26 protein-coding genes and 3 pseudogenes are annotated in these 26,743 nt (G+C 68.6%); 2 read left to right on the top strand and 27 right to left on the bottom strand.

What is annotated here, in order from left to right; all coding sequences use genetic code 11:
• The first annotated feature begins 185 nt into the window (after positions 1-185).
• Positions 186-1,160: an NYN domain-containing protein gene (locus tag ACFFHU_RS29300; protein ID WP_377343692.1), complete on the top strand. Its 975-nt coding sequence runs from the start codon at positions 186-188 to the stop codon at positions 1,158-1,160.
• A 75-nt stretch (positions 1,161-1,235) separates the two neighbouring features.
• On the opposite strand, the gene ACFFHU_RS29295 is transcribed toward ACFFHU_RS29300, so the two are convergent.
• The 7 genes from ACFFHU_RS29295 to ACFFHU_RS29265 all read right to left on the bottom strand — a co-directional run bounded on the left by ACFFHU_RS29295 (position 1,236) and on the right by ACFFHU_RS29265 (position 6,816).
• Positions 1,236-1,697: a DUF4262 domain-containing protein gene (locus tag ACFFHU_RS29295; protein ID WP_377343691.1), complete on the bottom strand. Its 462-nt coding sequence runs from the start codon at positions 1,695-1,697 to the stop codon at positions 1,236-1,238.
• A gap of 13 nt (positions 1,698-1,710) precedes the next feature.
• On the bottom strand, positions 1,711-2,073 hold the full coding sequence (locus tag ACFFHU_RS29290; RefSeq protein WP_377343690.1) for a hypothetical protein: 363 nt from the start codon (positions 2,071-2,073) through the stop codon (positions 1,711-1,713).
• Positions 2,074-2,189: 116 nt separating this feature from the next.
• Positions 2,190-2,480, bottom strand: a complete 291-nt coding sequence (locus ACFFHU_RS29285; RefSeq protein ID WP_377343688.1) for a hypothetical protein — start codon at positions 2,478-2,480, stop codon at positions 2,190-2,192.
• Positions 2,481-2,667: 187 nt separating this feature from the next.
• Positions 2,668-3,279, bottom strand: coding sequence for a hypothetical protein (locus tag ACFFHU_RS29280; protein ID WP_377343687.1), 612 nt, complete (start codon positions 3,277-3,279; stop codon positions 2,668-2,670).
• 292 nt (positions 3,280-3,571) lie between these two features.
• Positions 3,572-5,209: a VWA domain-containing protein gene (locus ACFFHU_RS29275; protein WP_377343686.1), complete on the bottom strand. Its 1,638-nt coding sequence runs from the start codon at positions 5,207-5,209 to the stop codon at positions 3,572-3,574.
• 33 nt (positions 5,210-5,242) lie between these two features.
• A complete protein-coding gene (locus tag ACFFHU_RS29270) occupies positions 5,243-6,409 on the bottom strand; it encodes an AAA family ATPase (RefSeq protein ID WP_377343685.1) in 1,167 nt (388 codons plus the stop codon).
• A 152-nt stretch (positions 6,410-6,561) separates the two neighbouring features.
• Positions 6,562-6,816 (bottom strand): hypothetical protein, encoded by a 255-nt coding sequence (locus tag ACFFHU_RS29265; protein ID WP_377343684.1) that lies wholly within the window; start codon positions 6,814-6,816, stop codon positions 6,562-6,564.
• Between the two features lie 626 nt (positions 6,817-7,442).
• On the opposite strand from ACFFHU_RS29265, the gene ACFFHU_RS29260 reads away from it, so the two are divergent.
• A complete protein-coding gene (locus tag ACFFHU_RS29260; protein ID WP_377343683.1) occupies positions 7,443-7,949 on the top strand; it encodes a deoxycytidylate deaminase in 507 nt (168 codons plus the stop codon).
• A gap of 5 nt (positions 7,950-7,954) precedes the next feature.
• Here ACFFHU_RS29260 and ACFFHU_RS29255 read toward each other — a convergent pair whose 3' ends face one another.
• From ACFFHU_RS29255 to ACFFHU_RS29155, 20 genes and pseudogenes are all read right to left on the bottom strand, one after another.
• Entirely contained in the window at positions 7,955-8,743 is a 789-nt protein-coding gene (locus ACFFHU_RS29255; RefSeq protein ID WP_377343682.1) for a sugar phosphate isomerase/epimerase family protein, read from the bottom strand.
• Positions 8,740-9,468 carry a hypothetical protein gene (locus ACFFHU_RS29250; RefSeq protein ID WP_377343681.1) on the bottom strand — a complete coding sequence of 243 codons (729 nt, stop codon included), beginning with the start codon at positions 9,466-9,468 and terminating at the stop codon, positions 8,740-8,742. Before ACFFHU_RS29250 ends, ACFFHU_RS29255 begins: the two co-directional genes overlap by 4 nt.
• The gene (locus ACFFHU_RS29245; RefSeq protein WP_377343680.1) at positions 9,465-10,898 is read right to left on the bottom strand and encodes a B12-binding domain-containing radical SAM protein; all 1,434 of its coding nucleotides are present in this window, start codon (positions 10,896-10,898) and stop codon (positions 9,465-9,467) included. The genes ACFFHU_RS29250 and ACFFHU_RS29245 overlap by 4 nt, the downstream gene beginning before the upstream one ends.
• Before the next feature lie 155 nt (positions 10,899-11,053).
• Positions 11,054-11,953, bottom strand: a complete 900-nt coding sequence (locus ACFFHU_RS29240; protein WP_377343679.1) for a PfkB family carbohydrate kinase — start codon at positions 11,951-11,953, stop codon at positions 11,054-11,056.
• A gap of 25 nt (positions 11,954-11,978) precedes the next feature.
• Positions 11,979-13,244, bottom strand: a complete 1,266-nt coding sequence (locus ACFFHU_RS29235) for a hypothetical protein (RefSeq protein ID WP_377343678.1) — start codon at positions 13,242-13,244, stop codon at positions 11,979-11,981.
• A gap of 121 nt (positions 13,245-13,365) precedes the next feature.
• Positions 13,366-13,575 carry a hypothetical protein gene (locus ACFFHU_RS29230; protein ID WP_377343677.1) on the bottom strand — a complete coding sequence of 70 codons (210 nt, stop codon included), beginning with the start codon at positions 13,573-13,575 and terminating at the stop codon, positions 13,366-13,368.
• A gap of 92 nt (positions 13,576-13,667) precedes the next feature.
• The gene (locus tag ACFFHU_RS29225) at positions 13,668-14,600 is read right to left on the bottom strand and encodes a hypothetical protein (RefSeq protein ID WP_377343676.1); all 933 of its coding nucleotides are present in this window, start codon (positions 14,598-14,600) and stop codon (positions 13,668-13,670) included.
• 1,046 nt (positions 14,601-15,646) lie between these two features.
• On the bottom strand, positions 15,647-15,970 hold the full coding sequence (locus ACFFHU_RS29220; RefSeq protein ID WP_377343675.1) for a helix-turn-helix domain-containing protein: 324 nt from the start codon (positions 15,968-15,970) through the stop codon (positions 15,647-15,649).
• Entirely contained in the window at positions 15,967-17,097 is a 1,131-nt protein-coding gene (locus ACFFHU_RS29215; protein ID WP_377343674.1) for a tyrosine-type recombinase/integrase, read from the bottom strand. The genes ACFFHU_RS29220 and ACFFHU_RS29215 overlap by 4 nt, the downstream gene beginning before the upstream one ends.
• 122 nt (positions 17,098-17,219) lie before the next feature.
• Positions 17,220-18,008 (bottom strand): Rossmann-fold NAD(P)-binding domain-containing protein, encoded by a 789-nt coding sequence (locus ACFFHU_RS29210; protein ID WP_377344083.1) that lies wholly within the window; start codon positions 18,006-18,008, stop codon positions 17,220-17,222.
• A gap of 197 nt (positions 18,009-18,205) precedes the next feature.
• Positions 18,206-18,298: pseudogene (locus ACFFHU_RS29205) on the bottom strand (DUF4314 domain-containing protein); the annotation flags it as partial.
• Positions 18,299-18,375: 77 nt separating this feature from the next.
• Positions 18,376-19,029 carry a hypothetical protein gene (locus ACFFHU_RS29200; protein ID WP_377343673.1) on the bottom strand — a complete coding sequence of 218 codons (654 nt, stop codon included), beginning with the start codon at positions 19,027-19,029 and terminating at the stop codon, positions 18,376-18,378.
• 907 nt (positions 19,030-19,936) lie between these two features.
• Positions 19,937-21,001: pseudogene (locus ACFFHU_RS29190) on the bottom strand (peptidoglycan DD-metalloendopeptidase family protein); the annotation flags it as partial.
• Between the two features lie 101 nt (positions 21,002-21,102).
• A complete protein-coding gene (locus ACFFHU_RS29185) occupies positions 21,103-22,140 on the bottom strand; it encodes a hypothetical protein (protein WP_377343672.1) in 1,038 nt (345 codons plus the stop codon).
• Between the two features lie 23 nt (positions 22,141-22,163).
• Entirely contained in the window at positions 22,164-22,610 is a 447-nt protein-coding gene (locus ACFFHU_RS29180; RefSeq protein ID WP_377343671.1) for a hypothetical protein, read from the bottom strand.
• A gap of 195 nt (positions 22,611-22,805) precedes the next feature.
• The gene (locus tag ACFFHU_RS29175) at positions 22,806-23,279 is read right to left on the bottom strand and encodes a hypothetical protein (protein WP_377343670.1); all 474 of its coding nucleotides are present in this window, start codon (positions 23,277-23,279) and stop codon (positions 22,806-22,808) included.
• A 138-nt stretch (positions 23,280-23,417) separates the two neighbouring features.
• The gene (locus ACFFHU_RS29170; RefSeq protein WP_377343669.1) at positions 23,418-24,065 is read right to left on the bottom strand and encodes a diguanylate cyclase domain-containing protein; all 648 of its coding nucleotides are present in this window, start codon (positions 24,063-24,065) and stop codon (positions 23,418-23,420) included.
• 95 nt (positions 24,066-24,160) lie between these two features.
• Positions 24,161-25,111 (bottom strand): MarR family transcriptional regulator, encoded by a 951-nt coding sequence (locus ACFFHU_RS29165; protein ID WP_377343667.1) that lies wholly within the window; start codon positions 25,109-25,111, stop codon positions 24,161-24,163.
• 178 nt (positions 25,112-25,289) lie between these two features.
• The gene (locus tag ACFFHU_RS29160; protein ID WP_377343666.1) at positions 25,290-25,643 is read right to left on the bottom strand and encodes a histone-like nucleoid-structuring protein Lsr2; all 354 of its coding nucleotides are present in this window, start codon (positions 25,641-25,643) and stop codon (positions 25,290-25,292) included.
• A gap of 22 nt (positions 25,644-25,665) precedes the next feature.
• A pseudogene (locus tag ACFFHU_RS29155) lies at positions 25,666-26,530 on the bottom strand (Rossmann-fold NAD(P)-binding domain-containing protein); the annotation flags it as partial.
• Between the last annotated feature and the right edge of the window lie 213 nt (positions 26,531-26,743).

Genomic DNA, 26,743 nt, shown 5'->3' with positions numbered 1-26,743 from the left:
CCACCGCTGCGGCCGGCGGAGGTGCTGAATCGCTGAAGGATCGGTTTGATCCTCGTCCGCGTGAGGCGCCTCCCGGCGCCCCGCGCGGCTCCGTGCATGCCCGGAGCGGGCGAAGGTCTGGCCGCAGTCGGTGGCTATGCGCGGCGACGAGGTCGATCAGAGCTGGTGGTGGCATCCTGTGAGCCATGAGGTCTATGTGCGCCCTCTATGTCGACGTCGGTTACCTGCTCAGTTCCGCAGCTGTCCGGGTCACCGGGACGTCACTGCGCAGCGGGGTTCACGTCGACTACCCGCCGCTGATCGACGCGCTTGTTCAGCAGGCCAAGAAGATATCGGAGTTGCCGGTGCTGCGGGTGCACTGGTACGACTCCGCTCGAGACGGAGTGCCCGATCAGCCGCAGCAGCGCATCGGCGAGGTGCCGAAGGTCAAGTTGCGGCTCGGCCGGTTCGCCATCGACGGCCAGCAGAAGGGCGTGGACCTGCGTATCGGTCTTGACCTCGTGACGCACGCGCGCAATGGAGCCGCCGACGTATTCATTCTCCTGTCGGGCGACGACGATCTGACCGAGGCTGTCGAAGAGGCCCAGGTTCATGGCGTGCAGGTCATCCTGCTTGCCGTTCCCAGCGCGGAGGGCAAGCCCCACGGCATCAGCCGGCATCTGATCCGGGCGGCCGACGGGCTTGAAATCCTGCCCCCGGAATCCGTTGATGAGACGGTGATGAAGGTCGAGATGCCGCCGGCGCCACCGACGACGCAGCCGGTGGCGGTCGCGCTGCCTGCTGGGTCACCGCCGACCAGGGCCACACCCCGGGACTTCGCCGGTCTGGGACATTCAGGTGCCCCTCGTCCGTCGTCGTCGGTGCTGACCTACAGCGCGACCACGGGCCGCGAGCCGCAGGTAGCAACGGAGTACGAGGACCCGGAGGGACTTGCCGACCAGATCGACCGGGTGGTCACCAACGTCCTGACGGCGTTCCGCACGTCTGCCTCCGGCGAGGCGCTGGCGGAGCTCAGGGCGGGGAGGCCATCGATCCCGCGGGACATCGACAAGGCGTTGCTGACCGACTTGTCCGAGCGCCGTGGCGAGTTCGACTTGAGCGACCAGGTGCGGCACAAGCTACGGGCGCAGTTCTGGAAAAGGTGTGACGAGGCGCCGTAACACGCGGTCCACGCCCAGGACGGTCTGGGTGGTTCGGCTCCGCGGCGTACACGGGCGTGGCCTGGTGTTCGGGGATCAGAGGGTGGCGATCAGCGGCTGGGCGTCTGGGTCGAAGGCGTAGCCGCTGTCCCATGGAAACTGTCCCTGCGGGTCGGGCCACACCATCTGTTGCAGGCGTACCTTCGCGCGCCCGTAACGGGCGATCGCCATGCCTGGGAACAGCTCGTCGGAGGGTGGCCCGTCGATGATGATCGCGTCGTAGCCGGCGATGAGGTCGTTGATGTGTTGGCCGTGGGTGAACCGTTCGGCCTTGTCGTAGACCCGGCGGGCGAGGTCGTTGAGCAGGGTGTGGGCGACCTCTGCCGGTAGCCCGGCGGTGATCAGTTCGGGGTAGTCGTGGGCGGTGAGGCCGACCGTGTAGGCGAACGGGGTGGTGGCCTCGGGGTCGTCGTCGGTGGGCAGGACGTGCGTGACGGCCCAGCCGGTCGTGTCGATGATGTGTTCCTGGCGTCGGAGGAAGTCGTCGGTGCTCGACACAGTTGTCTCCTAATCAGTCGGTGGTGCGGACAAGGCCCGGGTCGCGTGGTTCGACGTCGACGAAGCCCCAGAGCCGTTCCATGGCCTGAAGCTGCCAGGTGCGGTACCGGTCGGCGAAGCCGCGGCAAACCGCGGGCGGGACCGGACTATCTGCGTACGGCAGCGTCGAGTGGCAGATGATGTATCCGGCCTCACCGCGGGCTTCGGTCACCATCTGCCTGAGCCGGCCGGCGTCGAGGTGCATCGGGTTGCCGGGCTTGAAGATGCAGGTGGCGCACTCGCGGGCGAGCCGTCGGGTCTTGCGTAGTTCCGGGTCGCCGACGCTGCGTCGAGGTGACCGGTCGGTATCCGGTTCGTCGGCGGCGGCGGCGAACATGCTGTCCATAATCAACTCCCTGCCGGGACGGCGCGGGGCCCGCATCAACAGATGGGGGCCCCGCGAATCCGAGTGAGCGGAATGCCTCGGCGCCGGGTGGCGCCGGTGTGGCCTGGTCAGAGTCGGCGCAGCCAGGTCAGCACCGTGTCGACGTCGGCACGGCGCAGCCCGTGATAGGGGTCGACCGGGTGGAGGACGGTGGGTGCGCCGTCGGCGCTGCGCTGGTCGGCGGTGGTGGGGTCCTTGCCGCCGAACTGGTCGTCGAGGACGGCGAGTGCCCGCCGTGGGTAGAGGGCGGAGAGTTTGCTCTGGTGGCCGAAGCGGACACCGCCCGCGCGGACGGGGATGTGCGGCCAGGCGGTCGGCAGGCCCAGCGCTGGGCGTGTTCGGCCAGTTCCCGCAGCCATGGCCCGTGGTCGGGGTGGAGCCAGACGGTGCCGGCGACGTGCCGACCGTCGGGGCCGGGGCCGTCGTAGCGGTGCGGCTGGTAGCCGAGCGCCTCGGCGTGGGCCGGGTTGGCGGGGTTGAGGACGCCGTCGACGTCGACGGCCACGATCGGCGGAAGCCTGGGGTGTGCCAGGGGTCGGGTGCTGGTCACGGCCGGGCCTCCTGGAGGGTGACCGGGTGCAGCGGCACGATAAGCCGGTCGGCGGTGCAGCCGGGTCCGCCGTCGGGTTGCCACGTGTCGGCGGCGGCGTGGGTGGGGAACGGGCCGACCGTGGCGAGCCGGCCGGCGCTGCGGTCGAGCAGCACGAGGACGGCGGTGCGGGCGTCGTCGAGGGCGGGCCGTAGGGCTGCGGCGAGGGTGGTGGGCAGGTCGACCCAGCAGGTGGCGGGTAGGGCTGTGGCGGCGGGGTCGTGCAGCGGCACGGGCCTGGTCAGGTTGAGCGTGGTGCTGTCGAGCGCGAGGGTCGCGGCGTGGGAGCCGGCCGCGGTGGCGCCGTCGGTGGGGCCGTGGGCGGCGAGTTCGCCGCCGGTGTGGACGGCGAGCAGCGCATACGGGTCGCGGACCTCCAGGGAGTCCAGGACGGCGAGGGTGATCATGTCCCCGGTGCGCAGGTCGCCCAGGGTGAGCAGGACCGGTCGTCCGTCCGGGTCGCGGGTCCAGGTGATCGCGTCGAAGTGTTCGCTGGTGACGTCGTTGAGGCGTCGCCAGGCGCGGTTCTCGGTGTCGAAGGGGTGGTCGTTGTCGGTGCCGAAACGCATGGGGTTGGGCTCCTCGTGATGGGCGGCGTCGTACGCGCGTCCGGACCTGGCCCACCGGGCCAGCGGGGGACGCGATGCATGGACGCTTCGATGGCGCGGATGGTCAAGTCGCGCAGCGGCGGCGAGGGCCGTCCGCTGCCGGCCCCGCGAGACGCGTCGGGTTGCCGGCGGCAGCCCGACGCTCCGGGCCTGGGGCCACGTCGTGGGGTCGCCGCGCGCGGCGCTGCCCGGCCACGGCCGTCGCAGCGCCGCGGGGGTGGGACTGGTCGGTCGCCGAACGGCTCGGCTGGCCTTAAGCCTGGGTGAGGGCGGCGACGGCGGCGTCGGCGATCGCCGCGACGGCCGCGACGGGATCAGCGACGGTGAGGGAGGTGGTTTGCGTGAAGGTGTGCCTCCACATCTGGTCCGGGCCGGTCAGCTCGCTGTCGGCGAGCGGGTCGGCGGGGTGCAGCCACAGCACCGCGCAGCCGGCCCGGTGCAATGTGGTGACGAGTTGTTGTCCCGCGGGGATGTCGTCGAGGCAGCCGTCGGAGACGACGGCGAGCATCCGGAGGGTGCGGCCGTGGCGTAGGTCGAGGAGTTGGTCGGCGACTTTGACCGCTTCCGGGAAGGTGGCGGTCGCGAGGCCAGTGCGCATGGTCAGCACCTGGTTGGGGCGGGCGCGTGGCGGTACCAGGACGGTGGTGCGGTCGCCGAAGCCGATGGTGGTGGTCGTCGCGTCGGCGCGGCGGGCGGCGTGGGCGAAGATCCACGCGGCGGAGGACATCGTCTCGGTGTAGCGGTCCATCGAGCCGGACAGGTCGACCAGGACAGCCAGGTGCAGACGGGGTTTCTCCGGTGGCAGCTGAGCGCGTTGCTGCCACGGTGCGGCGGTCGGCAGTTGCCCGGCGGCGGTTTGCGCTTCGGCGGCTATGGCCTGCCGGGTTCGCAGCCGGCCGGGCGGAATCGCGGAGGGGCGCCGCCCGGGTTCGGGGTGCTGGTTGCGGGCCTGCCGGAGGCGGTTGGCGAGGTCGCGGGCCGCGCGGTGTTCCTGCTCGGTCGGGTCCCGGCGGTCCCATTCCGAGGGTGGGCTGTGCCGGTGGGCCAGCAGCGCCGCGGCGTACTCGGCCGGGGTGACGCCAGCGGCGACGGCGAGGTAGTCGACGAGAGCCGCGGCGAGGCGCCCCGAAAACAGACCGGCGTCCGGCTCCGGGACGTCGCACTGCTGGTCGGGGTCGATGCCGAGGACCTGACACCACCGGCGGGCCAGGGTGATCATGGTGTCTGCGTCGGTGTCCTCGCAGATGTGGGCCTCCCGCCAGATGTCCCGCAGTTGCCGCAGCCGCGCGCGGCCGAGGACACCGGTGACGGCGGCCCGGACGGGGCGGACGTCTTTGCTGGTGACGATGCGGGCGTCGACACGGGCCAGGAGCAGGGCGGCGAGTTGCCCGGCGTGCCACAGGTCGTCGACGGCCGCGTCGTCGGGGTCGAGGAGGGTCTTCACCACGTGGCGCAGCCAGCGGCGGTCGCCGCGGCGGCGCCCGCGTTGGCGGCCTTCGGCCCGGGATTCCTCCAGCATGTCGGCGACCGCGGCGAGGATCGGCGGCGTGCCGGGCGGGGTGCTCCAGCGGCTGTGCGCGGCGTGCGCGGCGCCGTGTACGAGCAGCCCGTACCCGGTGGGCACGAGGCGCTTGTGCCGGGCCTTGGCCGGGTCGGTGACGTCGGGACGCTCGGCGATGTAGGTGGCGTCGACCTCGATGCGGTTGAGGTCGGGGTAGAAGCACTCGGGCGCGGTCCCGGCGGCGCCGGGGGCGACGAGGACGGTGAGGTCGGTACGGCCGGTCAGCAGCGGGACGTGCTTCGTCCACGCCGCGGACCAGTCATGCCAGTCGCTGGCGCCGGCCGGCTTCGGCGGTGCGCCCTGCTGGAGGTGGCTGCTGGGGTGGGACACGAACTGGCTCCTTCCATGATCGGCAGATGGGAATCAGCGCTTGCCGAGGGCGAGGGCAGTGATGGGCGTGCCGGTGTGTCGTGACAGGGCGGCGGTGACGTCGTCGCGGGCGTCCTCGGGGGCGATGCCGGCCAGGTTGGCCAGGGCAGCGGTCATGCCCAGGTGGTCGCGGACTTTGACGAAGCCGAGCAGTTCGCGCAGCTGCGGCGCCCACACGGTCTTGCCGGCGGCGAGGTCGGCGTTGAGGTCGACCGCTGCGGCCACGACGGTCTTGGGGACGCCGAGTTGGCGGGCGAGGTCCCAGTCAGTGGTGACGTGCAGGTGGACGGTGAACCGGGAGGCCAGTGCCTCGGTGAGCACCGCGCCGTGCACGCCCGGGTTGTGGCCGGCGACGATGTAGAACCCATCGACGGCCTGAACGGCCTCGTTGCCGTTGGCGGGGATGGTGATGACACCGCGGCCGTCCATGGCCGGGTACAGCACGGCCAGGACGCGGGGCGGGATGAGGGTGGCGTCGTCGACCAGCAGCACCCGCCCCTGGCGCATCGCCGTGACGAGGGGTCCGTGGACGAACTCGTAGCCGCCGCCGGGCAGGGGGTTGTATGAGCCGAGGAAGTCGTCGACGACGGTGTCGCCAGTGCCGGCGACGGTGAGCAGGTCGGGGAACGCGGCCTCGACCATGGCGGTCTTGCCGGTGCCGGGCGGCCCGTACAGCAGCACCGGTACCTGCTGGGTGCGCAGCCGCCGTAGTTCCTCGACGTCCCAGCCCTTGCCGAGCCGCCGCGGGTGGTACAGCGTCCCGTTCGGTCGCGGTACCGGCGCGGGCCGGGCCTGCCGGCCACCACCGCTGCTGCCTCCGGAGCGGGCGCGGGGCGCGGCGGGTGGGAGGGCGCCGGCGGCGTCGATACCGGCCTGGGTGATCTGGAAGCGGTGGTGCGGGTCGCGGTGGTGGGTGGCGTGCCCGGCGGTGGCCATCTTCTTCAGCGCCTCGAACACCGCCCCGGACGACGGGGCCCCGATGGCCCGAGTGATCTCGCCGACCTTGAGGATCTGGTCGGGGTGGTCGGCCAGGTGAAGGGCGACCTTCCGGTAGAGGTAGCCGGACCGGCCGGAGGTGGCGCCGGCGGTGGGCGCGCCGCCCGAGGTCGGGTCGTTCCGCGGTGCGCCCGCCTGGGGGGCCGGTGGGGTTGGTGTGGTCATGTTGATGCCTCGATTCCAAGGTCGGGCCCGCGCACCCGTCTCCGGGTGCGCGGGCGGTGGGTGCCGCACAGCGGAGACGGGTGGGGCCAACCCCGTGCCGGCCCGAATCGGGCCGGCAGGTGGGCAACCACACCCCGGTGCTGCTGAAGGGGTTACGGCGACACGTCGGGTCGCCGCTGGCGCGTGCTGGTCGGTGTCGACGTCGCGCGGGCGGTGTCGGCGCCGACGATGGAACGCCCCACAGACCAATCGATCAAGTCGAATTGGTGCGGGGTGATGACCTGGCGGGCGTGTTGGAGGTCGAGTGCCTCCACGAGCACCTCCTCGCGGAAGCCGAGGATGCCCCCGCGATGGGCCCGGAGAGCCCAGATCCGGGTGACGATCTTCTGCTGGGAACGGATGGTCACTGGGTTTCCTCCGGCCTTACCGGTCGTGGGTGTCTCGGACGCAGCCGTCGAGTCCGGCTCAGCCTCGGCAGACGCGGCATGGGTGCCGGTGGCGGCCTATGCCGGGTCGGGGTCGGGCAGGTCGCCGACGATCCGGTCGCAGGCGTACGGGGCTGGCGGAGCGCGCTATTCGAACCATGCGCTATTCGTCGGTCCGGCCGGCCCTTGACCTATGGTGTTGGCCTCTGCTTTCCAGGGCAGAGCTCAGCACGCCAGCGAATAGGCAGCAGTGAGCCGTATCCGCAAGTGCATACGGGTAGCCGATGACCGAGACCACCGGGGTACACGGGGATAACTGGCTACGCACCGTGACGTGCGCCGCCAACCCGCCGGGGTACGGATTTGGCCGAATTGAGTGTAGTTCACCACGGACTCACCGTGCTGAGACCGCGAGGCGCGCCGGGCACTCGCGCTGCTCGGCTTCGTGCTTCTGAGAAACGGAGGGCCTGCACTAAGAGCCTTACCGTTTGCCTACGCCCTAACACCTCGGGGCTACTCCCGGATCGGCACCGGCCGTGCAATCGAGCAAAATAGAATGATGGACGGGGCACAGCCGGTGCACTCGGCGACTTTCTCGAAGGGTTTCGATGACATCTGAGGGGCCGATGATCGACGGCATGTCACCGAGACAGCTGCTCATCGAGCTCGAGCGAGTTGCACAACGAGGCACCTGCCTGAAGCGCAAGGTGGCGGCATTCGTCGTACTCGACGGGTCGCTCGCCATCACAGCCACCAACGACACACCACCCGGGATGGCGCGATGCTTGGATGGCGGCTGCAGCAGATGCGCTGCGGCAGACGTCCCCCATCGGACGGCGTATGACTTGTGCATATGCGTGCACGCGGAGGAGTCCGCTATAGCGCAAGCCGCATGCTCAGGACGCGCGCTACGGGGGGCAATCCTCATTACCAACTATCAGCCATGTGTCACGTGTGCCAAGTTGATCATTTCAACCGCATTCAGCGGAGTGTGGTACATCGAGCCTTGGGTGATGCCGAAGCATGCCTTGGGAATTCCCGGGGTCGCGGATGACTACGAGCGGCTCTGGCGTCTCCTGCCCAACGGGTGCCGACGACTCTCGGGGCTCGGGTGACTGCCTCACCGATTTCCGCTACCGGCGAGGTGGCCGAGTCGGTGCAGATAGTCCGCACTTACTCCGGCCTGCTGTACATTGACCGCCTCGACTGTCACGAACCCTGGAAAGCCGGAGCTCGTCAGGCGATCGATCACCTGCTGGACAGGCACCACTCCCAGCCCCAACGGAAGGTGCTGGTCGTTTCCAGTACCGTCGTTGTCGCTAAGATGAACGTTAACGATCACGTCCTCGAGAACGTCCAGCGCCGCCAACGGATCAAACCCGCCGTAAGCCACAGCGTGGGAGACGTCGAATGTGAGCTTCAGATTGGGCTGGTTCGCGAGTTCGACATAGTCGAGCAGCTCGTCGATGCTTCCTTCGAAGACGTTCTCGACGCATATCGTGAGGCTGGTTTCCGCAGCTAGGGTGGCCAGATCGATCAGAGCAGCCGTTACACGCTCGAGTGATCCAAGCTTGCTGAACCTGCGGACGTGGCCCGTGTGGATGGTCAGATACTCGATGGCCGGACCCAGCCGTCTTATACACCGCGTGATCTGGTCGATGGACTCCCGCCGTATGCCTGGGTTGAGGCTGTCCAGCTTGAGATCGATCGAGGGGGCATGTGCCGCCAGGTGCAATCCCCGGTCGGCGCACATACGTTGCCATTCCTGCAATGCTCGATCAGTGAGATCTTCCACGCTGTCACGGATCGCGAGCTCGACTCCGTGGAAGTCGTGATCGCCGGCGACGCGGATCGCGTCGGAAACAGTCCCCTCAACGACGAGAAGCCCATACCGAAGCCCGGTGGTCATGTCCGCGCCTCCGAGGAGAAAATCTCGCTGAGCGCAAGGAAGCGCTGCTGAACCGCGTCTCGACCGATCTCCGAGATTCCATGAAAGTCGTGAAAGAAACGATAGATCTCGCTGGCCCCGAAGCGCTTTTCGAACATCCAGGGGAAGCTGGTGGGTGTGGGCGGTCCGTTGCTCTCCTTGAAGACCATCGCGTAGCTGAACGTGTTCAGCGCATCGCGCAGCAGCAGATCAGCATAGCCGTAATTGCCTTCTGCGATCAATCGTGCCGCCTTCAGCAGCAGGGACTGGGATTGCCTGAGCCAGTCCTCCCATCCCGTCAAGGTGAAGGGCTCTGGATGCACGCACAACTCTCGCAAGTGCGACAAGGAGCCATCATCGCGGACGACAGGACCGCTCAGAATGCCGCGGGTCACTGTCCATCTCTGATTTCGCAAGGCCGTTACCACGTAAGACACGTCGGCGAAGAAGACGTCCAAAGTGTAGGACGACGAGCGCATGATGCTGGAGGGCATACCTCCGAAGTTGCGCTGGGGGAACTTTACCTTCTCTGTGTTCTCGCACACCACCAGAACATCTACGTCCCGTCCGGGATCGTACGGAACGGTTGCTTCGATAACGTCGATAATCGAACCCCACAGCAGAGCGGCACGGACCCCGGGAACGCCTGCAGAATCAAGTGCCCGCCGGGCGGCGTCGAGAATCGCACCGAGTGGCATCTCACTCATACGCTAGCACCGCTGTTCTGGCGCCGATCACGCCAGAACTCGTACAGGTAATAGGGAGATCCAGAGACGTTCGCCTCCACCACGGGAGACAGTTCGGTGATGAAGCGGAACGCCAAATCGATGATGTCCGCCCTCTTGAGGTCTGCTGTCTCGACAACCGGATCGAACTTGGATGCAATCATCCCAGCCGACGCCGACGAAAGCCGACGAAGTCCGTATGGGTTGTCAGGGTCTGCAACGTACTCCGCCATCAAGGTTCCTGGGTATGGTTGAAGCAGCGACAGGAGCGCCGTTTCGGGCCGATGTTCGCGAATGAACTCAATGGTTGCCAGGAAGCTGGCCACTGTCTCTCTGGGCAGGCCCAGGATCCAGCTCGTCCGGCTTGCGATGCCGGCCTCACGTGAGGTGGATATGGCAGAGGCTATGCGCGTTCCCCACTCCTCCGGCCGTTTCGTCTTCAGCGTCGCGGCGATGACTTCCGCATTCGGGGTCTCGCAGCCCATGAAAACTTCCATGAAGCCCGCTGACCGTAGCAACGACATCTTTTCTGGAGCTCGGAAAATGGAGCAGTCGACCGTGGCCGAGAAGGTGAGCTCGAAATGTCCAGAACGCTCGGATGCAAGCACTTCGGCCAGCTTGACCACGTGGTTGACATTGATTGACGGGTTGTCGTCGTTAAGAGCGAAGCGAAATACCCCGAACTTCTCGGAAATTCGGTTCATCTCATGGAGGACGCTCTCTGCGGAGCGGTTGCGGAACTTCCGCTCAAAGAGCGCAGCGCACGCGCAAAAAATGCACTTCAGGGCACAACCGCGGGACGTCTCGATCGGAAGATACGGGGTCGATCCGGCTTCCTGTGCGATTCGGCGATATACCGGCAGAGGAAAGCTTTCCCAGTTCGGCAGAGGCAGCGAATCAAGTTGCTCTCGCGTCAGGAGGCTGGCTGGTGACGATCGGACTGCGCCGGAGTCGCGGAAGGCAATGCCAGCAATGCCGGCCCAGGCCCCCGGAGCGGCGGACGCTTGCACGAACTGGGCGAAGGACAACTCCGATTCGCCGAGGAACACCACGTCGACCGAGTCCTCCTCGTGCAGGAGTTGCTCGAAGGTGAAGGTAGGGTCAGGACCTCCGACAACGATGCATGCCGCCGGGAAATGGCGCCGTGCGACTCTGGCGATACGCATGGCTTTTACGCGGTTCGCCGTCACCACCGGTCCGATACCGATGATCGTCGGCTCCTCTGGGGGCAGCTGATCGAGAAGGGCATGCCAGCCGTCCTGGCCCGCCGCCTCGTAGGCGCCCATGTCGATCACTTGAACGCTACCGTACTTCTTCGCTATGGATGCGAGACGGGCGAGTCCGAGCGGCGGCACTGCGGATTCTCGCGGCGTGAAGGGCGAGTACGTGGGCGCGATCAGCAGCGTTCTCATTCGATCGACTCCAATGATCGTCCGACTGCCTGAGTGAGACATCGAGGTACTTCGACAGGGTAGCCCGGCATGCTTGATCGACGTAAGAGCAGCTGTGACCGCCGTCCAAATGCTCTTGATCGGGCTCGCGGGGCTTGGCGTAGCCGGACGTGGGTTCAGAGATCTCCCCGAAGGTCATCGATGTATTCGGTTGCGGCGCGTGCTGCCCTCAGCACGGCCTGCTTGATATCAAGGCCCAACGCAAGGCAGCCCATGAAGCTGCCGTTGAAGATGTCGCCGGCGCCCGCCGCAGTCGCTCTGGGCTTGCTTGTCGGGTACGCCCGGAACGATGTCCAAGTCCTGCCGCCGTCAACGGAGAAAGAGCCGCCACGCTTACCGTTGGTAATGACCACGGCACTCGCCATCTCGTAGAGTCGAGGGCCAAGCCGAACGCGTAAAGCCCTGTGCTCATGTCTGTTCAACAGGATTAGTTCGGCGGTTTTGAACAGCCGTTCAAGCAGCGACGGGTCATCGGCGAGGATGTCGAGTAGAGGCGTACACGGGTTTAGAATCAGGCGTGGCGGTGTCCGCGCGGGGGTATGACTCAAGAAGACGTCGACGGCTTGAATGATGTCGAGGTCCTCAGCGCTGACGTAGACCCAGCTAGCCGGCAGCAGAGCGTCGATGACTCGTTTCGCGAACTCCTCCCGATCAAGCGTCCGGTGGCTGCGTTGAATGAATGTCCGCTGATCGCCGTCAGATCCGGTTATCACCCACACGCGGGCATCTTTCTCGCGCGTCTCGAGCAGCGCGGCACGGCCGTAGGGCAATCCCTTGAACATCGACCCGGCCGTCGCTACTTCAGCGAGCAACGAACACCTTCCGGGCGCCACCGAGTCGAACGCGCGAGCCGCAAGAAGACCTTTGCCGCCGAGTCTTTCCGTTGAGGTAACGACAGGAATAACTGATTCATGGCCCCCATGCGGCTGAGTAAGCTCCAGGAACGTGTCGTGCGTTGCCATGCCGACGATGAGTCCGTGGTTCCCGAGATCCAATAAATAGGGTTCGGTCGCCATCGGCAGCACTCACCTCCGAGTCAGATCACAGTTCGGGAAGCTGGCGCTGGAGTCGCCGCTTGTACTCATGATGGGAGATGTAGCGACACATATCGTCGATCGGGTACGTATTCATTCTCTCAAGTCCGCCTAGGACCCTTGCCACCCCAGCACCGGCGCCGCCACTGGCCAGAATGATTTGCGACGTCGTGGTGCTCTGCTGGATCACGGCGCCGAGAGCGGCGGCGAAGACGACGGCCGAAATTTTCTCCACATTGCGCAGAAGCGCGACCATCCGCCGCTTACCTCCCTCCAGCTGCTTCCGCCTCCGGAACTTGTCCCAAGCCAGGGTGATGTAGATCTGCTGTTCCTCGCGAGCGTCCTCGATCAACCGATGATACGCCTCACGGAAGGCCATGAATTCCGGTGACCCTTTAATTGCTAGTAGCTCTTCGTCGGACAAGGAGCCGAGTAGGGGCGACGATATTCCGCATGCTTCGAGCACACGGAGGAACAAGGTTACATTCGCGAAGGCAAGAGGGCCGAGTAGACGCCCGCGTGGACCAACAGCCGATTCATTGAAGGTGCGCCAGGTGGCCAAAAGATCGCTATGACATGCGTTAGCATTTGCAAGGAGGTATAGGTCTGTCACGCGATAGAGAATGGCGGACCGTAGCCTTTGAGGAACTCCGATCTCCTGGATCCCGCTCATGGCGACATTGCGTGAGAAGTAGTCCCGCGCCGCAATCCTGCTGATCGCCTCGGTAAGCAACTCGGGATTGGATACCTCCGTCGAGGAGTGCAGCATGTTATGCACCGAGAAAGGGTCAGTCTCGTTTCGGCAATCCCACTCCCAGAGCTGCCGGAATTCGGCACCTACCGACTTGGTGTCCACGTGGACTTGAGAGCCGAGATGGTCGAGCCGTATAGCGATCGGGCGTTGCGTCGGCCGCGCCACCTCTGAAGCCAGCGCCGGAATCTGGTATATCGGCAGATGGACGAACCCGGCGGTTTCCTCTGCACGCGTGTCGAAGTAATCGGCGGCGTCACGCGTCACGCCCGGCGCCCTGATGACCGGGAGAATGTCGCCAGTGCGCACCAAACCTTCCACGAAAGGCAATGCCGCCACCATGGCCTCAGACTGCCAGGAGAATGCCGCCGCGAATAGCACGTGATCGTAGAGCAGGGCAGCAGAGCGCAACTGCCACACGAGTTCTTTCATCTCGATCCGACGTGCGATGACATTGAAAGAGTCGCCTTGACCGAAGAACGCGGTTCTTTTGTCGGTGAGCTGCGACACCAGCCTCTTCACCCGGTACCTCCTGGTAGGCGGCCATGGCGATAATAAAAGGCGCTTAGCTCTACGTTATTACACGTTGTCCCGGTGACGGTACTGCTGGGATCATCAGCGGGACGGCCCAGCGCCACCTAGTCTAGCTAGGTCCGGGCGCGGCCGAGCTGTCGTGTGCTCGTTTCGCGACGTAGTCGGTCCAGTCGCGTCCGGTCAGGCGGGTCCACGCGACGGCGGTCTGGACGTGCGTGCCGGTCAGGTCGGCCAGCACGGACGCGGGCAGGCCAGAGGCCAGCGCGGCGCGAGCGGTGTTGCGGCCGGCGGTGACGGTGATGCCGTTTCGGTGCAGCATGGCCAGGAGGCGACTCTGGCTGGCGGGGCGGGTCGGGCCAGCGCCGGGGAACAGCCACTGGTTTGGCGCGATCTTGGCCAGGGTGGAGCGGACTACGCGCGGCTGTTGGAAAAGGCGAGTGACCAAATCGGCCAGGCGTGGCGGCAGTTGGAGCCAATGCGTGCCGATCCGCAGCCGACAGCCGGTCGTGCCGCAGTCCACGTCGTCGAGGGTGAGCTGGGCGAGCCGACTGACCGGGATGCCGAACAGCGCACGAGCGCTCCGGCGACGCGGTCCTCGACGGGCATGTCGTCGTCGTGTAGACAGCGGCGAAGTTGATCAGTACGAGCAGATCCGGTGAGGAACACGTGCGGTTCCCCGCGCGGTGCCGTGGGCACGGCGAGGCTTCGGGTCAACCGCCGACGATTGGTCCAGCGGATGAACGATTGCAGGTATCGCTGGCGGGTCGGGTTGGCCGCCAGCCAGTCCTCCAGGTGGGGTTGGGTGAGCGTGGCGAGGGTCAGTTGATGGCCGTCGAGCCAGGCCAGCAGGAGCAATGCGGCGCGGACGCTGGCTCGTAGGCCGGCGGCGGAGTTCTTGGTGGTGGGCTGGTTTCTGGATCGGTGGCGGGCGTGGCGGACCAGGTACCAGTGGGTGTAGGGCTTGATGATCGCGGCGTGGCCAGCGGGCCCGTCGGCGAGTATCTGGTTGACGAATCCGGTGATCCGGTCGAGGTGTTCGTCGCGGACGGGCAGGATCGCGGTGGTGACTAGCAGGTCGCGGATGTAGTGCAGCGCTTTGGATGGCGCCAGGTCGTCGAGAACGGCGTGGCTGATCGGTTCGCCGGTGCCGGCGAGCTGGGCGAGCAATCGGGCGGACATGCTGTGGCGTAGCCAGATAAGGATCGTGGCCGGGTGAGCCACGCCGGAGAGCACTTCGATCAGCTGCTGCAGCTCGGGTGACACGGTGCCGTCCGGTCCAGTGAGCAGGTCGGTCAGACGCAGGGTAAGGACGCAGCGGGCGCATCGGCCGTCGCTGTAGAGCATGGTCGGGATGCCGCAGCCGGCGCAGCTGTAAGCGACGGCAAGGCCAGCGCATGGCCCGCAGATCGGGGTGCCGTGCTCATCCTGGGCGATGAGTGGTTGGGTACTGCGGCAGGCGGCGCAGGCACCCGGGTGCGAGCGGACCTGCTGGTAGCAGCGCTGGCAGACCGGCCCGACGGGCCAATTCGCGGCGATGGGGCGGGGCTGCTGGCAGCGATGGCACGTCCGTCGCGGTGTCGGGCGGCATCCGGCGCAGACCGGATGGCCGGTGGTGGTGCCGCGGCACGGACGGACGCGTCCGCAGGTAGTGCATTCGGCGTGTGGGGGCTTCCAGCAGTGGATGCAGACGTCCGGGTTGGTGTCGGTGGCCCGTTGGGCGATGGGCCGGATGAGTCCGCACCGGCTGCAGCGGCGTGACGGGGAGCGGTAGCAGGAGTAGCAGATCGGGCCGTCGTCGCCCTGGCGGGCGGCCGGGGCGGAGCGTCCGCACCGGCTGCACAGGTGATGCGGTTTGGGTGCGCATCGTCGGCATCGTGGGCTGTCGTCGTCCAGGCGTCTTACCGGCGCTGCCGGTCTTCCGCATTGCCCGCATGGTTCCTTGCGGGTCGGGTCGGCGGTGTAGCAGAGGCCGCAGATGCCTCCATCGGCGCGGCGGGCGTAGATCCGTCGGCGTTGCCCGCAGCGGACGCAAGGTGCGTGGTGGCGGCGGGTCCTGCAGGTACCGCAGATCCGGCCGCCGGGTCCTGGACTGACGAGCTTGTCGGTGAGCCGCCCGCACTCCGCGCAGCGTGGTGCGGCGACGCCGCGATGCCCCGCGCTGTGCAGCGCGTAGGCGAGCCGGACCAGCGGCGCCGACGTTTGGCTGTCCAACTGCGTCAAGGCGTGCGGCCGGTCGAGGAACTCGGCGGCCAGACGGGCCAGCGATGACCAGTGGTCGGCCTTGGCTTGCCGCAGCGCCGCGGCGGCTGCCACCCGGTCGAGTCCCGGAACTGCGGACAGCAGGTGATCGAGTACCCGTTCGCGGTCGTCGGGGTTCTTCGTCGGAGCGGTCATGACAAATCGGGACGGCGAACGGTGGTGCGCCGCACCAGCGGTGGCGTGGCGTCGGTCGCGTCGGCTGTCCTGCACAGCTTCTGGTTGACCACGTGGACCTCGATGAGGTCGTTGGGTTGGCAGTCGAGGATGTCGCAGAGCGCGGCGAGGGTGTCCATGGTCAGCCGCTGAGGTGGTTGGGTGACCAGCCGGAACACCTGTTCACGGGATAGCTCGACACCGCGTTCGGCCAGCAGCGGCACGAGATCGGTGGTGGCGTACATGCCCTTCTCGGCCATCCGTAGCCGCAGGTGCCACTGGTAGCCCATCTTGCGGATCATGAGGTGGCCTCCTGCGGGTACAGGTCGGCGCCGTGCTGGTCGTGTAAGACCCGGGTCAGCAGCCGGTTGCGGTACTCGTCGGAGACGTTGGTGTAGATCGCCGTGGTGCTGCCGTACCGATGTCCTGCCTGGTCCTGCACGAAACGCTCCGGGTATCCGAACTCGATCAGATGCGTGATGTAGGAGTGCCGCAGGCAGTGCAGTTCGAGCTGCTCGTCTAGGCCGGCGTCGGTACGGGCCTGCACGAACGCCTCGTCGATGCTGCGTAGCGAGAGCCGGCTGCGGCGTTCGGTCATCCACATCGCCGGGTGTTGACCAGGACCAAACTGGGGCCGGATCTCGTCGATCCACTGCTCGACCGCCGGCACCACCCAGTCCATCTCCGGCACCGTCAACACGGTGCGCCGCTTGGGTTGCCCGCCGCGGGACGACTTGCCCCAGCGCACGAAGATGCCGCCGACTCGGCCGTATTGCCTGGCCTTCGGGTTGCGTCGCAGGTCGGGCAGATCGAGGCCCCACGCCTCCCGGCGGCGGACGCCGTAGGCGTACACGACTTTGAGTAGCACCGCGTCGCGGTGCGCGGCCAGCGCGCCCTTGCGGTGCCGGGCCCGGATCTGCTCGACTCTCCCGTCGGCCGCGTCGAACAATGCCTGGACCTCGTCGTAGGTCAACGGGCGCCGGCCGGGTCGTCCCTCGAACTCGTCGGTATGGGTGAGGGTGTTCTCCTCGTGCAGGACCTGCTCGGGGACCTGCCCGAACCGCTGTAAACACACCTCCGGCCAGCCGTAGCGGGCGTCGGTGACGTAGCTGAGGAACATCCGCAGGTCGACCTGATAGTTCCGGGCGGTCGACACGGTGATCGGACGTCGTCCGGATCGCAGGTCGTCGAAGAACGCCTCCACCTCGCCCGGGGTCCATTGCCATGGGTACAAGTTCGAGAACTTCATCAAACGGCGAACCAGATCGAGGCGTGCCTTGATCGTTTTGTCTTTCAGGAACCGCACCCGCTGCTGCCGGGCCCAGCCCTCCAACATCGCGTCCGCCACGGCCGTGTGCGGATCCAACGGCACCACGTTGCCGACCAGCAACAGCCGGGCCGATCCGTCTAGAAGAGCCGACTCGTTCACGATGCGTCAAACGCAACATCGTGGACTCGGTTACCGACGCAGCCCTCGAATCGGTTGCAGCCCAACCGAACGAGCGACCCGCCGTGTCGGCGCACGTGGGTCATCGTTGAGCAGTATGAGCGTCAGGAACCGCGGTATTGATGCGGCAGACGCAATTCCGCCTCCTTGTCGACGGCCTCCCAGCACCAGATGCGGCCGAGCACCACGTACCGGCCGTCGCCGTCCGGTGCGACGCGCTCGATGGCTTCCGGGTCGTCGGACAGTGCGCGCTGGTCGGCGACAAGGACGTCACCGTCGAAGGACAGGTTGGCCAGCGCGGCGTCGACCCGCCGGTCCAGGTCACCCTCCGGTACGCCCTCGTCCCGCAGGCTCTGCCGATGCTGAGCGCGGACCCGTTGCTGATCGGCGACGATCGCCTCCGCCACCGGGCGGGCGCAGGAGAACACCGCCCACCCGTTCCAGTGGCCGATCAGGGTGCCGACGAACCCCACCTCGAACCGGTCCTCACCGTCCGGGCCGACGGTCAGCGCCCAGTCGCCGGAGAACACGCCGATGTCGCCGACGTGTACCCGGTCGGGGTGCAGGTGGGACACGTCACGGCCGGTGGGGCTGGCCGCGAGGTGGCACAGTTCGGCGACGCGGTCTTCGGCGGCGGTATCGAAGGCGTCGTGGTAGACGGTCATCGCCTCGTCGCGCTGCTGGATGCGCAGCCCGAACCAGCCGGAGCCATCGCCGGTGGCGTCGGCGAACAGCTCCCACCCGGCCGTGTCGACCGAATCTCCAGCCCAGGTGAAGTGGGGCAGGGTGTCGAGGACGGCGGGATCGCCGTCGTGGATGCCGGCCAGGATCCGGCGCGCGGCCAGGCGGTGTCGCCGCTGGCCCGGCCGCCGACGGTGTCCTGTGCCCACCACTCGGCCGCGGTACGCCCGGACTCGGTGCCCGCGGCGCGCATCCGCCGCAGCGCGTCGACCCATCCGGAGGCCTCGCCGACCAGCCCGCCCGCGGGCGGGAGGGTAGCCGGTTCGATGCGCCCGCCGGCGTCGAGGCACATCGACAGCGTCGAGCCGCTGTCCCAGGCGACCTCGACGAGGTTCTGCCGCTGGTCGTGGCGGCGGACGGTGCCGGTGTCTCCGGGGCGCAGCCGGGTGTGTGGGTCGCTGGTGTGGACCAGGGCGACGCGCTGGCCAGGCTGGTAGGTCATGATGGTCTCCGATCGGTCGTCGGGGCCGGTGGGACGGACGCCGTCATCGGTGGCCGCTGACGTCGTACGGTCGGTGTTCATCGGGTTTCGCCCGTGGTGGGGGCGTGCGGTGGCCAAGGCTTGCGGGTGACGTGGTCGCCGAACATCGGGTCGGTGGTGACCGAGGAGCCGCAGCGGGTGCAGGTGGTGGCGGTGTCGTGGCCGTAGCCGGCCATGGACGGCACCTCGACGTGGTTGATCTCGTCGACCGCGCCGCAGACGGTGCACACCGTCATCTCCGGGCCGCCGTCGTCGTTGGCGGGTGTGGTGACGAACAGTTCCTCGGCGGGGTCGAGGTGGTGGGCGCTGTGCCGCAGCCATCGGTCGTGGACCGTCGCCTCGTACGCCACCAGGCGCCGCTGGTCGATGTGCAGCAGGTACAGCCACTCGAGGGCCCCGCCGACGTCCTCGCGCAGCGCACCCCGCCGGATGGTGTCGTTGTCGGCGGGGTGACCCAGGCCCGGTACGGGCGGCTGCTGGTCCCAGCGGCGGGGCTTGGGGTTGACGGCGAGGGACCACCAGTTGCGGGCCAGCAGCGCGGCGGCCATGGCGACCGTGTCGCGGCTGAACGTGTCGGTCCAGATCCGGCGCAACAGGGGCACCAGAACCTGCGGATCCTCACCGAACTGGATCCGGCGGGCGGTGTACCTGCCGCCGAGTGCGGCGACACCGATGAGCGTGGGTGTGCTCACGGGCTTTTCCTCCTCTGGGATGTGTGAATGGGGTTGCGACGGGTCGTCCCCGGGGAGGGACGACCGCCGAGCTGGGGGTGGATCACGGACCCGCCGCCGGCAGCCGCGATCGGGATGTGGGTTCTCATCGAATTTGGCGGTTGGCAGGTCTCTGACCTGGGAAGCCTCCGAGATTCCCACCGGTTTGACGGCGAGGGTTTCTCACGGATGTGACGGTTTCCCTGGCGCGGTAACAGTGCTGCGGGCGGCCGGCCCTTCGGACGGCGACCGGATGCACTCGTGCTGGATGCTGTGACGTTTTCGCTCGCCCCATGCGGATGGCGCCAGCAGGCCCAATCGAGGAGATCGTCGGAGAGGCGGAGTGAGGGTCCGAACTGGCCCCCGGACGGCTCGCCCCGCGCCTACTGCTTGTCCCCGCGGCGCGAGGTAGCGAGGACGAGGACCGCGGCACGGCTGAAAATGCGGCGGTCACCAGCTCAGGCACGTCGCTGCGGAATCCGGACGTGTGCCGACCGTCATCGTCGATAGCCTGGCCGTTATGGCCATCGCTCGTATGCCCCTGCTCGCTATCGACTGTCCCGATTCTGGTGCGCTCGCCAGGTTCTATGGCGCGATGCTGGACTGGAAGATCGACGACTCCACCGACCCGGCTTCGGTCTGCGCTGAGAACGGTCAGTGCATCGCCTTCCACCAGGTGGCCGATTACACGCCGCCGACGTGGCCGAGTCAGGAGCAGCCCCAGCAGATGCACCTCGACATGCTCGTCGACGACCTCGATGCCGCCGAGGCGGCAGTGATCGCCCTCGGTGCGACCAGGCATCCGGATCAGCCCGGAACGTCCTTCCGGGTCTTTTTGGACCCGGCAGGTCACCCGTTCTGCCTCTGTCTGAACTGATGCAGGACCTGCGTTGAGGGGCGCGCCGACGGAGGCCATGAAGGCGACCGGGTCGACGGCGGTGCCGGAGGTGTGGTCACCGAGGTGCACCTCGAAGTGCAGGTGCGGTCCGGATGAGTGGCCGGAGCTGCCGGCGACGCCGATGACGTCCCCGGCCGCGACCTGCTGGCCCTCGGCGACGGAGGGGTGGGTGAGCATGTGGCAGTAGCGGGTGATCACCCCGCCGGGGTGGGTGATGTCGACGTACCAGCCGCAGCCGCGGGTGAGGACGGGGTCGCCGTCGCGGTCGCAGCCCCAGTCCCGGCCGGTGCGTACGTCGACGGCGTTGCAGCGCACGACGGTGACGGTGCCGCCAGACGCGGCGTGGACCGGGGTACTCCTGGGCACGATCAGGTCGACGCCGTCGTGGCCGGGCCGATCGGGGGTGCGGAACCCGGAGCCGACGTCGCCGTGCAGGGGCTGGGTCCAGCCCTGGGCGCTGACCGTCACCTGGCAGCCGGCGAGGCCAGCGTTGACGCCGGTCAGGGCAGCGACGATGCGGGAGGCGTCGGGTTCCCACTTGGCGTAGGCGTCGGGGTAGGCCGACCGCTGCACCCGTTGGGCGGCCTCGGGCAGCGGCATCGCCTGCCAGCCGTCGACGGCCTGAAGCGTCTGGTAGAACGTCGTCGCCGCGTACTGCGGGTCGTGCAGTTGGTCGGGGGTGCCCCAGCCCTGGGAGGGACGCTGTTGGAACAGGCCGACCGAGTCGCGGTCCCCGCCCGGGGTGTTGATCAGGGAGGATTCCTGCATCGCGGTGGCCACGGCGATGACCCAGCCGCGGGGCGGGACACCGAGGCGCATGCCGACGGCGGTGATGGTGGCGGCGTTGCCGACCTGCTCGGTGTTCCAGTCACCGATCGGCCCGATCCCGTCCGGGGCGGGGCTGCGCGCCGCAGATGAGGTGGTGGGTGTGGCGCTGGTTGCCGTACCGCACGCGCCGGCGGCGCCGCCGAAGATCAGGGTGGTGGCCAGTCCGGAGCACAGCAGCAGAACGCCGACGACCGCGATCGCGATCCCGGACGGCACGCGGGTGGTCATGACTGGTCACTCCTTCAAGGCGGGCGCGCGTGGTGAGCGGGGAGGGCGAAAGCCGCGCGGGCCAAGGGAAGGCGTCGCGCGGCCTTCGGGCGGGTCCGGGGTCAGCGGGCGAGGACGGCCACCTTCTCGCCGTGCAGCAGCGGCGCCCCGTCGGGGCCTTTGATGTGGGCGTTGATCCAGATGCGGTACGGATGGCCGTCGCGGTCGATGAGGCGTCGCCAGTGGCCGCGGACGACGAACCGGACCCGGTAGTGCCACTTGGGTTCCCCGTCGGCGGGTTCGGCGAGGGGGCTGGTGCGGCGCAGCATGACCACGCGGGTGTCGTGGCGGATGTGGGCGCGCACGGCGCGGCGGCGGGCGGCGCGGTCCAGGGGGGCGGCGGCGACGGTGGCGAGGGGTTGGGCCTGGATGCGCCAGAAGGCGTAGGCGATGGCGGCGCAGGCCCGCAGGTGGGTGGTGGTCTCGTCGATGCAGAACCGGCCGTCGGGGGCCGGTTCCCAGTCGCGGTCGTCTGCGTCGAGGACGGGCAGGTCGGGGCGGGGGTCGACGGATTGACCGATGGGGATCTCGGTGAAGTCGGTCAGCACGTAGGGGCCGAACTGTCGGGCGAGGTCGGGCCGGTCGGCGAGCTGCCGGCGGCGGCGGACGGCCGCCGGGTCGTGCGGGTCGTGGTGGTCGGCCCAGCCGGCGATGGCCCAGAACGATCGGCCGTTGCTGGTGTTGGTGGTGTGTGCCCAGGTGATCGCCCCGATCGAGGACACCTCACCGCGGTGGCTGCGGTGGTAGATCGGTTCGGGGAGGAACAGCACCCCGCCGTTGTCGGGGGCGATGTCGGCGGGCAGCACCTCGCCGGTCAGGTCGAGGGCCGCCGCGGCAGCGGCGATGATCGCGGTCATCGCGGGGGCGATGACGTACGGTTCGCCGAATCGCCACGGGTTGGCGGTGATGGCGCGGACCGCGCTGAGGGCCTCCGCCATGCCCTCGGTGCTGAAGTCGGGTTGGTCGGCGAGACGGCTGTCGAAGAACGCCTGCAGGTAGTTGGCCGCGAGCTGGCTGCGGTGGTAGTCGACCATGCGGGTACGTAGGTCGACGGCGGTGCGCGCGTAGCCGGCGAGAGTGTCGTTCGGTAGAAAGTTCACGTTGTGCCTCCAGGGTTCGGTGCTCAGGCGGCCAGCGCCGCCACGGGTGGACGCCGGTAGAACCGGGATTCCGGCGGCACCGCGTCCGGTACAGGCGCGGGCCGCATCAGGGGTGTCTGCGCGCGGGCGGGGGTGAACCAGCCGGTGAAACGCCGCAGCGGGGCGGGCACGGCGGCGCGCCCCCGCGCGACCCCCGCCGGGCGCGGCGACGGCGGCGGGGGTGGCGAGGCCAGGGGGGCGGGGGCGCTGCGGGCCTGTTGTTCGGCGAGGCGAGCGGTACGCAGCGCCCAGCACGGGCCGTCCTGCCCACGGCACTGCAGGTTCGTGCAGGCGCCGCCGGGTCCAGGTTGGTGGGCGGCGGCGACGTCGATCGCGAGCGCCCACAGGAGCCGGTCGGTGACGTCGTCCGGTACGGCGGTGCGGTCGCTGGGACGCCGGCTGCGGCCCTCGGGGTATGCGGGGTGTGCCATGGCGGGTGGCCCTTCGGTCGGCGGATCGCGGGCATGCGCGGTCGCCGCCCGACTCGCGTCGGAGCCCTTCGGGATGCTGGTGTCCACATGACCGACGACGACCAGCAGTGATCGACGCTCATCTCTCGACGAAGGTCAAGTCGTGTCGGGCGGGCAGGACCTTGCCCGCCCGACACGGCAGCGTGCACTCCTGGTTCAGGTGTTCTGCTCGGGGTCGAGGCGTACGCGGGTGGGATCGACGGCGGTGAGCAGACTGCGGGAGACGCCGCGCCAGTAGCGACCGTTGTTACCGCCGAGCGGAACGAGGGAGACGCGGCCGGTGCCGGTGTCGCGCAGCACCACGTACAGCTCGCCGGGAGGCTGCTTCCAGCCCGCGCCGGCGACGGTGACGAGGGTGCCCGGATGCAGCGGCGCCTCGTGGATCATGGTCCACTCGCCGCCGGTGCTAGCGCTGGTGGTGCCACCACTGGTGGTGGTGTCCGCTGCGGGGGCGGGCCGCAGGTAGGTGGGGTTGACCTTCACGGGTCGGCCGCCGTTGACGGGTTCGACGACGACGTTGACCGGCAGTAGCCGAGTGACGCGGTAGATGACGTCCCGGTTGCTGGCGCGGGCCACCGCCGGGTCGATGATCACCCGGTCGCCGACGGTGTAGATGTGGGGGCTGCTCATGACAGATGCGCTCCTTTACGGCTTCTCGGCGACCGTCGCCGAGGACGGGGAAGCAGTCGGGGGGTGGGGTGGAGAAGGGGCACGGTGAGGACCTCGCGCCCGTCGATGGGCGCGAGGTCGACTTGTGTCCGTGAGCGGTCAGCGGTGCCGCAGGTCCCGCAGGCGGGTGCCCGGTGGCAGCCCGGTGTGCCCGGGGGTGGCGCTCGCTCCGTGGACGCCCGCGCCGGTCTTCTTGGCTTCGTACATGGCGATGTCGGCCTGGCGCAGCAGGGTGCGGGGGCCGATGCCGAGGGCGGCGGTGGTGTGCCCGACGCTGGCGCGCACAGCCGCGGTGTGTTCGCCGACTTCGACCGGGTGACGACCGACCGCCCGCCAGGCGGCGCGGGCGGCGGCGGCGACGTCGTCGGCGCCGCCGTCGACCAGCAGGGCGAATTCGTCGCCGGACAGTCGCGCGGCGAGCCGCACTGGCCCTCGTAGGGCGGCCAGCCGTCGGCCGACCTCGGTGAGAACGTCGTTGCCGGCCTCGTGGCCGAAGGTGTCGTTGATGGCCTTGAAATGGTCGAGGTCGAGCAGGACGAGCCCGAACGGGGTGCCGCGCTGGGCGGCGCGGCTGGCGGCGGCGAGCAGTGCCCGCCGGTTGGGCAAGCCGGTGGCGTCGTCGTGGTCGGCGGTGTAGCGGGCGCGGGTCAGCGCCTGCTGCTGGCGCCACAGCAGCGCTGCGGCGAGGGCGAGACCGGCGAGGATTCCCCCGACGGCGGTGACGATCGAGGTCACGATGGGAGACACTTCGGAAGCTCCTTGTGTGTGAAGGAGCACCGGGGGCGGGCGTGGTTCCGGGAAGTTCGACGCCCGCCTCCGGGCTACCGGCAGGGTGGGGTCGGTCAGGCGGCGGGGTCGGCGAGAGCGAACGTGACGGGCTTCTCGGCGGCCAGGACCAGCCGCCCGGACTCGACAAGTTTCATAGCGGCGTTGTGGACCGCACCGGCACTCGCTTTCTTCGCACCGGTTCCCTCGTTGGCCCGGTCGACCAGCTTGCACAGCTCGCTGACCTTGTACTGCTGGCCGGGGTTGGCCTCGAGGATGTCGAGGATTGCGCCGCGCAGCGATCCCGACGCCCGTCGGGTAGGGGCGTCGCCCGCCGCGTCGGTCGCCGGTGACGCAGTGGGTGCTTGCGTTGCAGAGCTGTCGGTTCGCGTGCTGGCCGCAGACACCTCCGGCGCGGCCGGTCCGGGGTCCGCTTCGTTCACTGAAGGTGTTGCGGTGGCCGGGTCGGTGTCGTCGGTCGTGACCGGCACCTCGGGTTCGGCGGTCGAGCGGCTGCTGTCTCCACCGTCGACGCTCTCGTCATCGTCGGTTTCGGTGGCCTCGTCGGGTGCCGCCTCAACGTCGCTCGGAGCGGGCGGTGCAGGCTCCTGGGCGTCTTCGGGCTGCCGGTCGGCGGGGGCTTCGGAGGCTGGTCGCTGGTCGTGGTCCTGCCCGTTGCCCTCTCCGGTTTCCTGCGGGTTGTCGCCGCGCGGCCCGGGTTCCGCGGCGGTGTCGCGGAGGGCGGGTTCCGGCCTGCGCTGGCCGTGCTCGTCGCCCTGTTCGGCGTGTGCGCGGCCGGTGTCGGTCAGCCGCCAGAGGCTGCGTCCGCGCTCGTCGCGGGTGGGTTCGGCCAGTCCGGCGGTTTCCAGGGTGCGCAGTTTCGGGGTGGTGGTCGAGTAGCCGAGGCCGGCTTCGGCGGCGATGGCGGCGGCGGTGGCCTCACCGAGCCGGTGCAGCGCGGTGAGAACCTTCGCCACGCTGGGCGCCGGCTGCGGTGTTACGGCCGTGTCGGTTGGGGTGGTGGTCATGGGCGTGTGGCCCCCTCTCTCCTGCCGCGGGCAGGGTTGGTGAGTGAGGTGCGTGCACTGATCCACGCTTCGAATCGGGCATTGATCAAGTCGTCTGCCCGTACTGCGGGACTCCGGCGACGCGCACAGGTGTGCCGCCCGGTGAGCTCTCGCCGGGCGGCACGTGGGGGATCCGGGGTCAGTGCGCGGCGTGGTAGGCGTCGCGGACCGTGGCGGGGATGGGGCCGCTGGTTCGTGGTCGGGGCAGGTTCAGCTCCTGCCAGTTCGTGGTCCACCACCAGGTGCGGATCTCCTGTGTGCGGCTGCTGGAGGTGCCGGGCTGCCGCCGTGGCGCCTTGGTCTGTTTCGGCAGGCGGCGTCCGGCGGTGATGAAGGGGGCGAAGGCCGCGGCCATCCGGTCGAAGTTGCTGGCGGACAGGTCGATCTCGTAGGTGACGCCGTTGAAGGTGAACTGGTAGGTGCCGACGTCGTCGGTGGTGCCGTCGAGGTCGTCGACGACGATCGCGGTGGTGTGGGTGGCCACGAGGGCCACCTCCTTTCCTTCGAGGGGTGGGTTACTGGGCGGTCTGGGTGCCGAGGCCGAGCCGGTGGCCGATGACGGGCCCGCGGTGTACGGCGGCGACGGCGGTGGGCAGGTGTCGGCGTTGCCAGCCGTGCAGGGCGGCGGTGAGGTCGGCGGCGTACTTGTGGTGCTGGGTGAGAGCGGCGACGAGGCCGGCGGCTTGTTCGATGCCGTTGTTGGCGCCGCGGGCGGTGTGCGGGCGGACGGGGGCGAGGGCGTCGCCGAGCAGCACGGCGTGGCCGCCGCCGACGGGCCAGACCATGCGGTCCGGTGGGGCGATGTCGAGGACTGGTACCGCCATGCGGGTGGTGGTGTTGTGGACGACGGCGGCGTGGTCGGCCGGCAGGAGCAGGTCGGCGTGGGTGTCGACGTGGGTGCGGGCGGCGGGGCTGACGTGCCGGGGCAGGGCGAAGACCCGGTGGGTGGGGTCGGCGCCGTACCGCTGCGTGTATTCGGTGCTGGTGCAGTTGAGGTAGAAGGTCCAGTCGCAGCCGCCGGGTACCGGGGCGAGGTTGAACTGGACGCCGGGGCAGGGCTGCAGCCGTAGGAAGTCCCGCAGCCCGGGCTCGGGGGTGGTGTCGGCGATGCCGCGGTGGGCGACGTAGCCGGCGTACCGCAGGGTCCGGTCGGGGTCGAGGAGTTGGCGGCCGATGGAGGACCGGCCGTCGGCGAACAGGACCAGGTCGGCGGCCTTCGGTGTGGCCGTCGCGGAACCGTAGTTCGGGCCGGCCCGAGTGTTCGGCCAGGGCGGTGACCTTCATGCCGGTGTGCAGGACACCGGCGGGTAGGCGGCGGGTCAGCGCCTGGTGCAGCAGCGTCCAGGTGGTGTTGCGGCCCGGGTAGGTGCGTCTCAGTGTCAGGGTGAGTGCTGCCGCTGTTTGCGGTGGTTGGGATCCTGGCCGTCGATGATCTGGCTCATAGGTTCGGTGCCGCCTGGTGGGGTCGGCTTTCATCCGTTGTGCCGGTCATCGGTGGTCAGGGCCGACCGGCGTGACTTGATAGGAGCGTGGCATCGCCCCCACTGAGGTGTGTCCGCCGGCCGGCCCAGCCGTCCCCGTCTCCTGGGAAGA

The organism is Plantactinospora siamensis, assembly GCF_042434095.1.
Taxonomy (GTDB): Bacteria; Actinomycetota; Actinomycetes; order Mycobacteriales; family Micromonosporaceae; genus KBS50.
The sequence above is the reverse complement of the archived record's forward strand: the minus strand, read 5'-3'. Positions and strand labels throughout refer to the sequence as shown.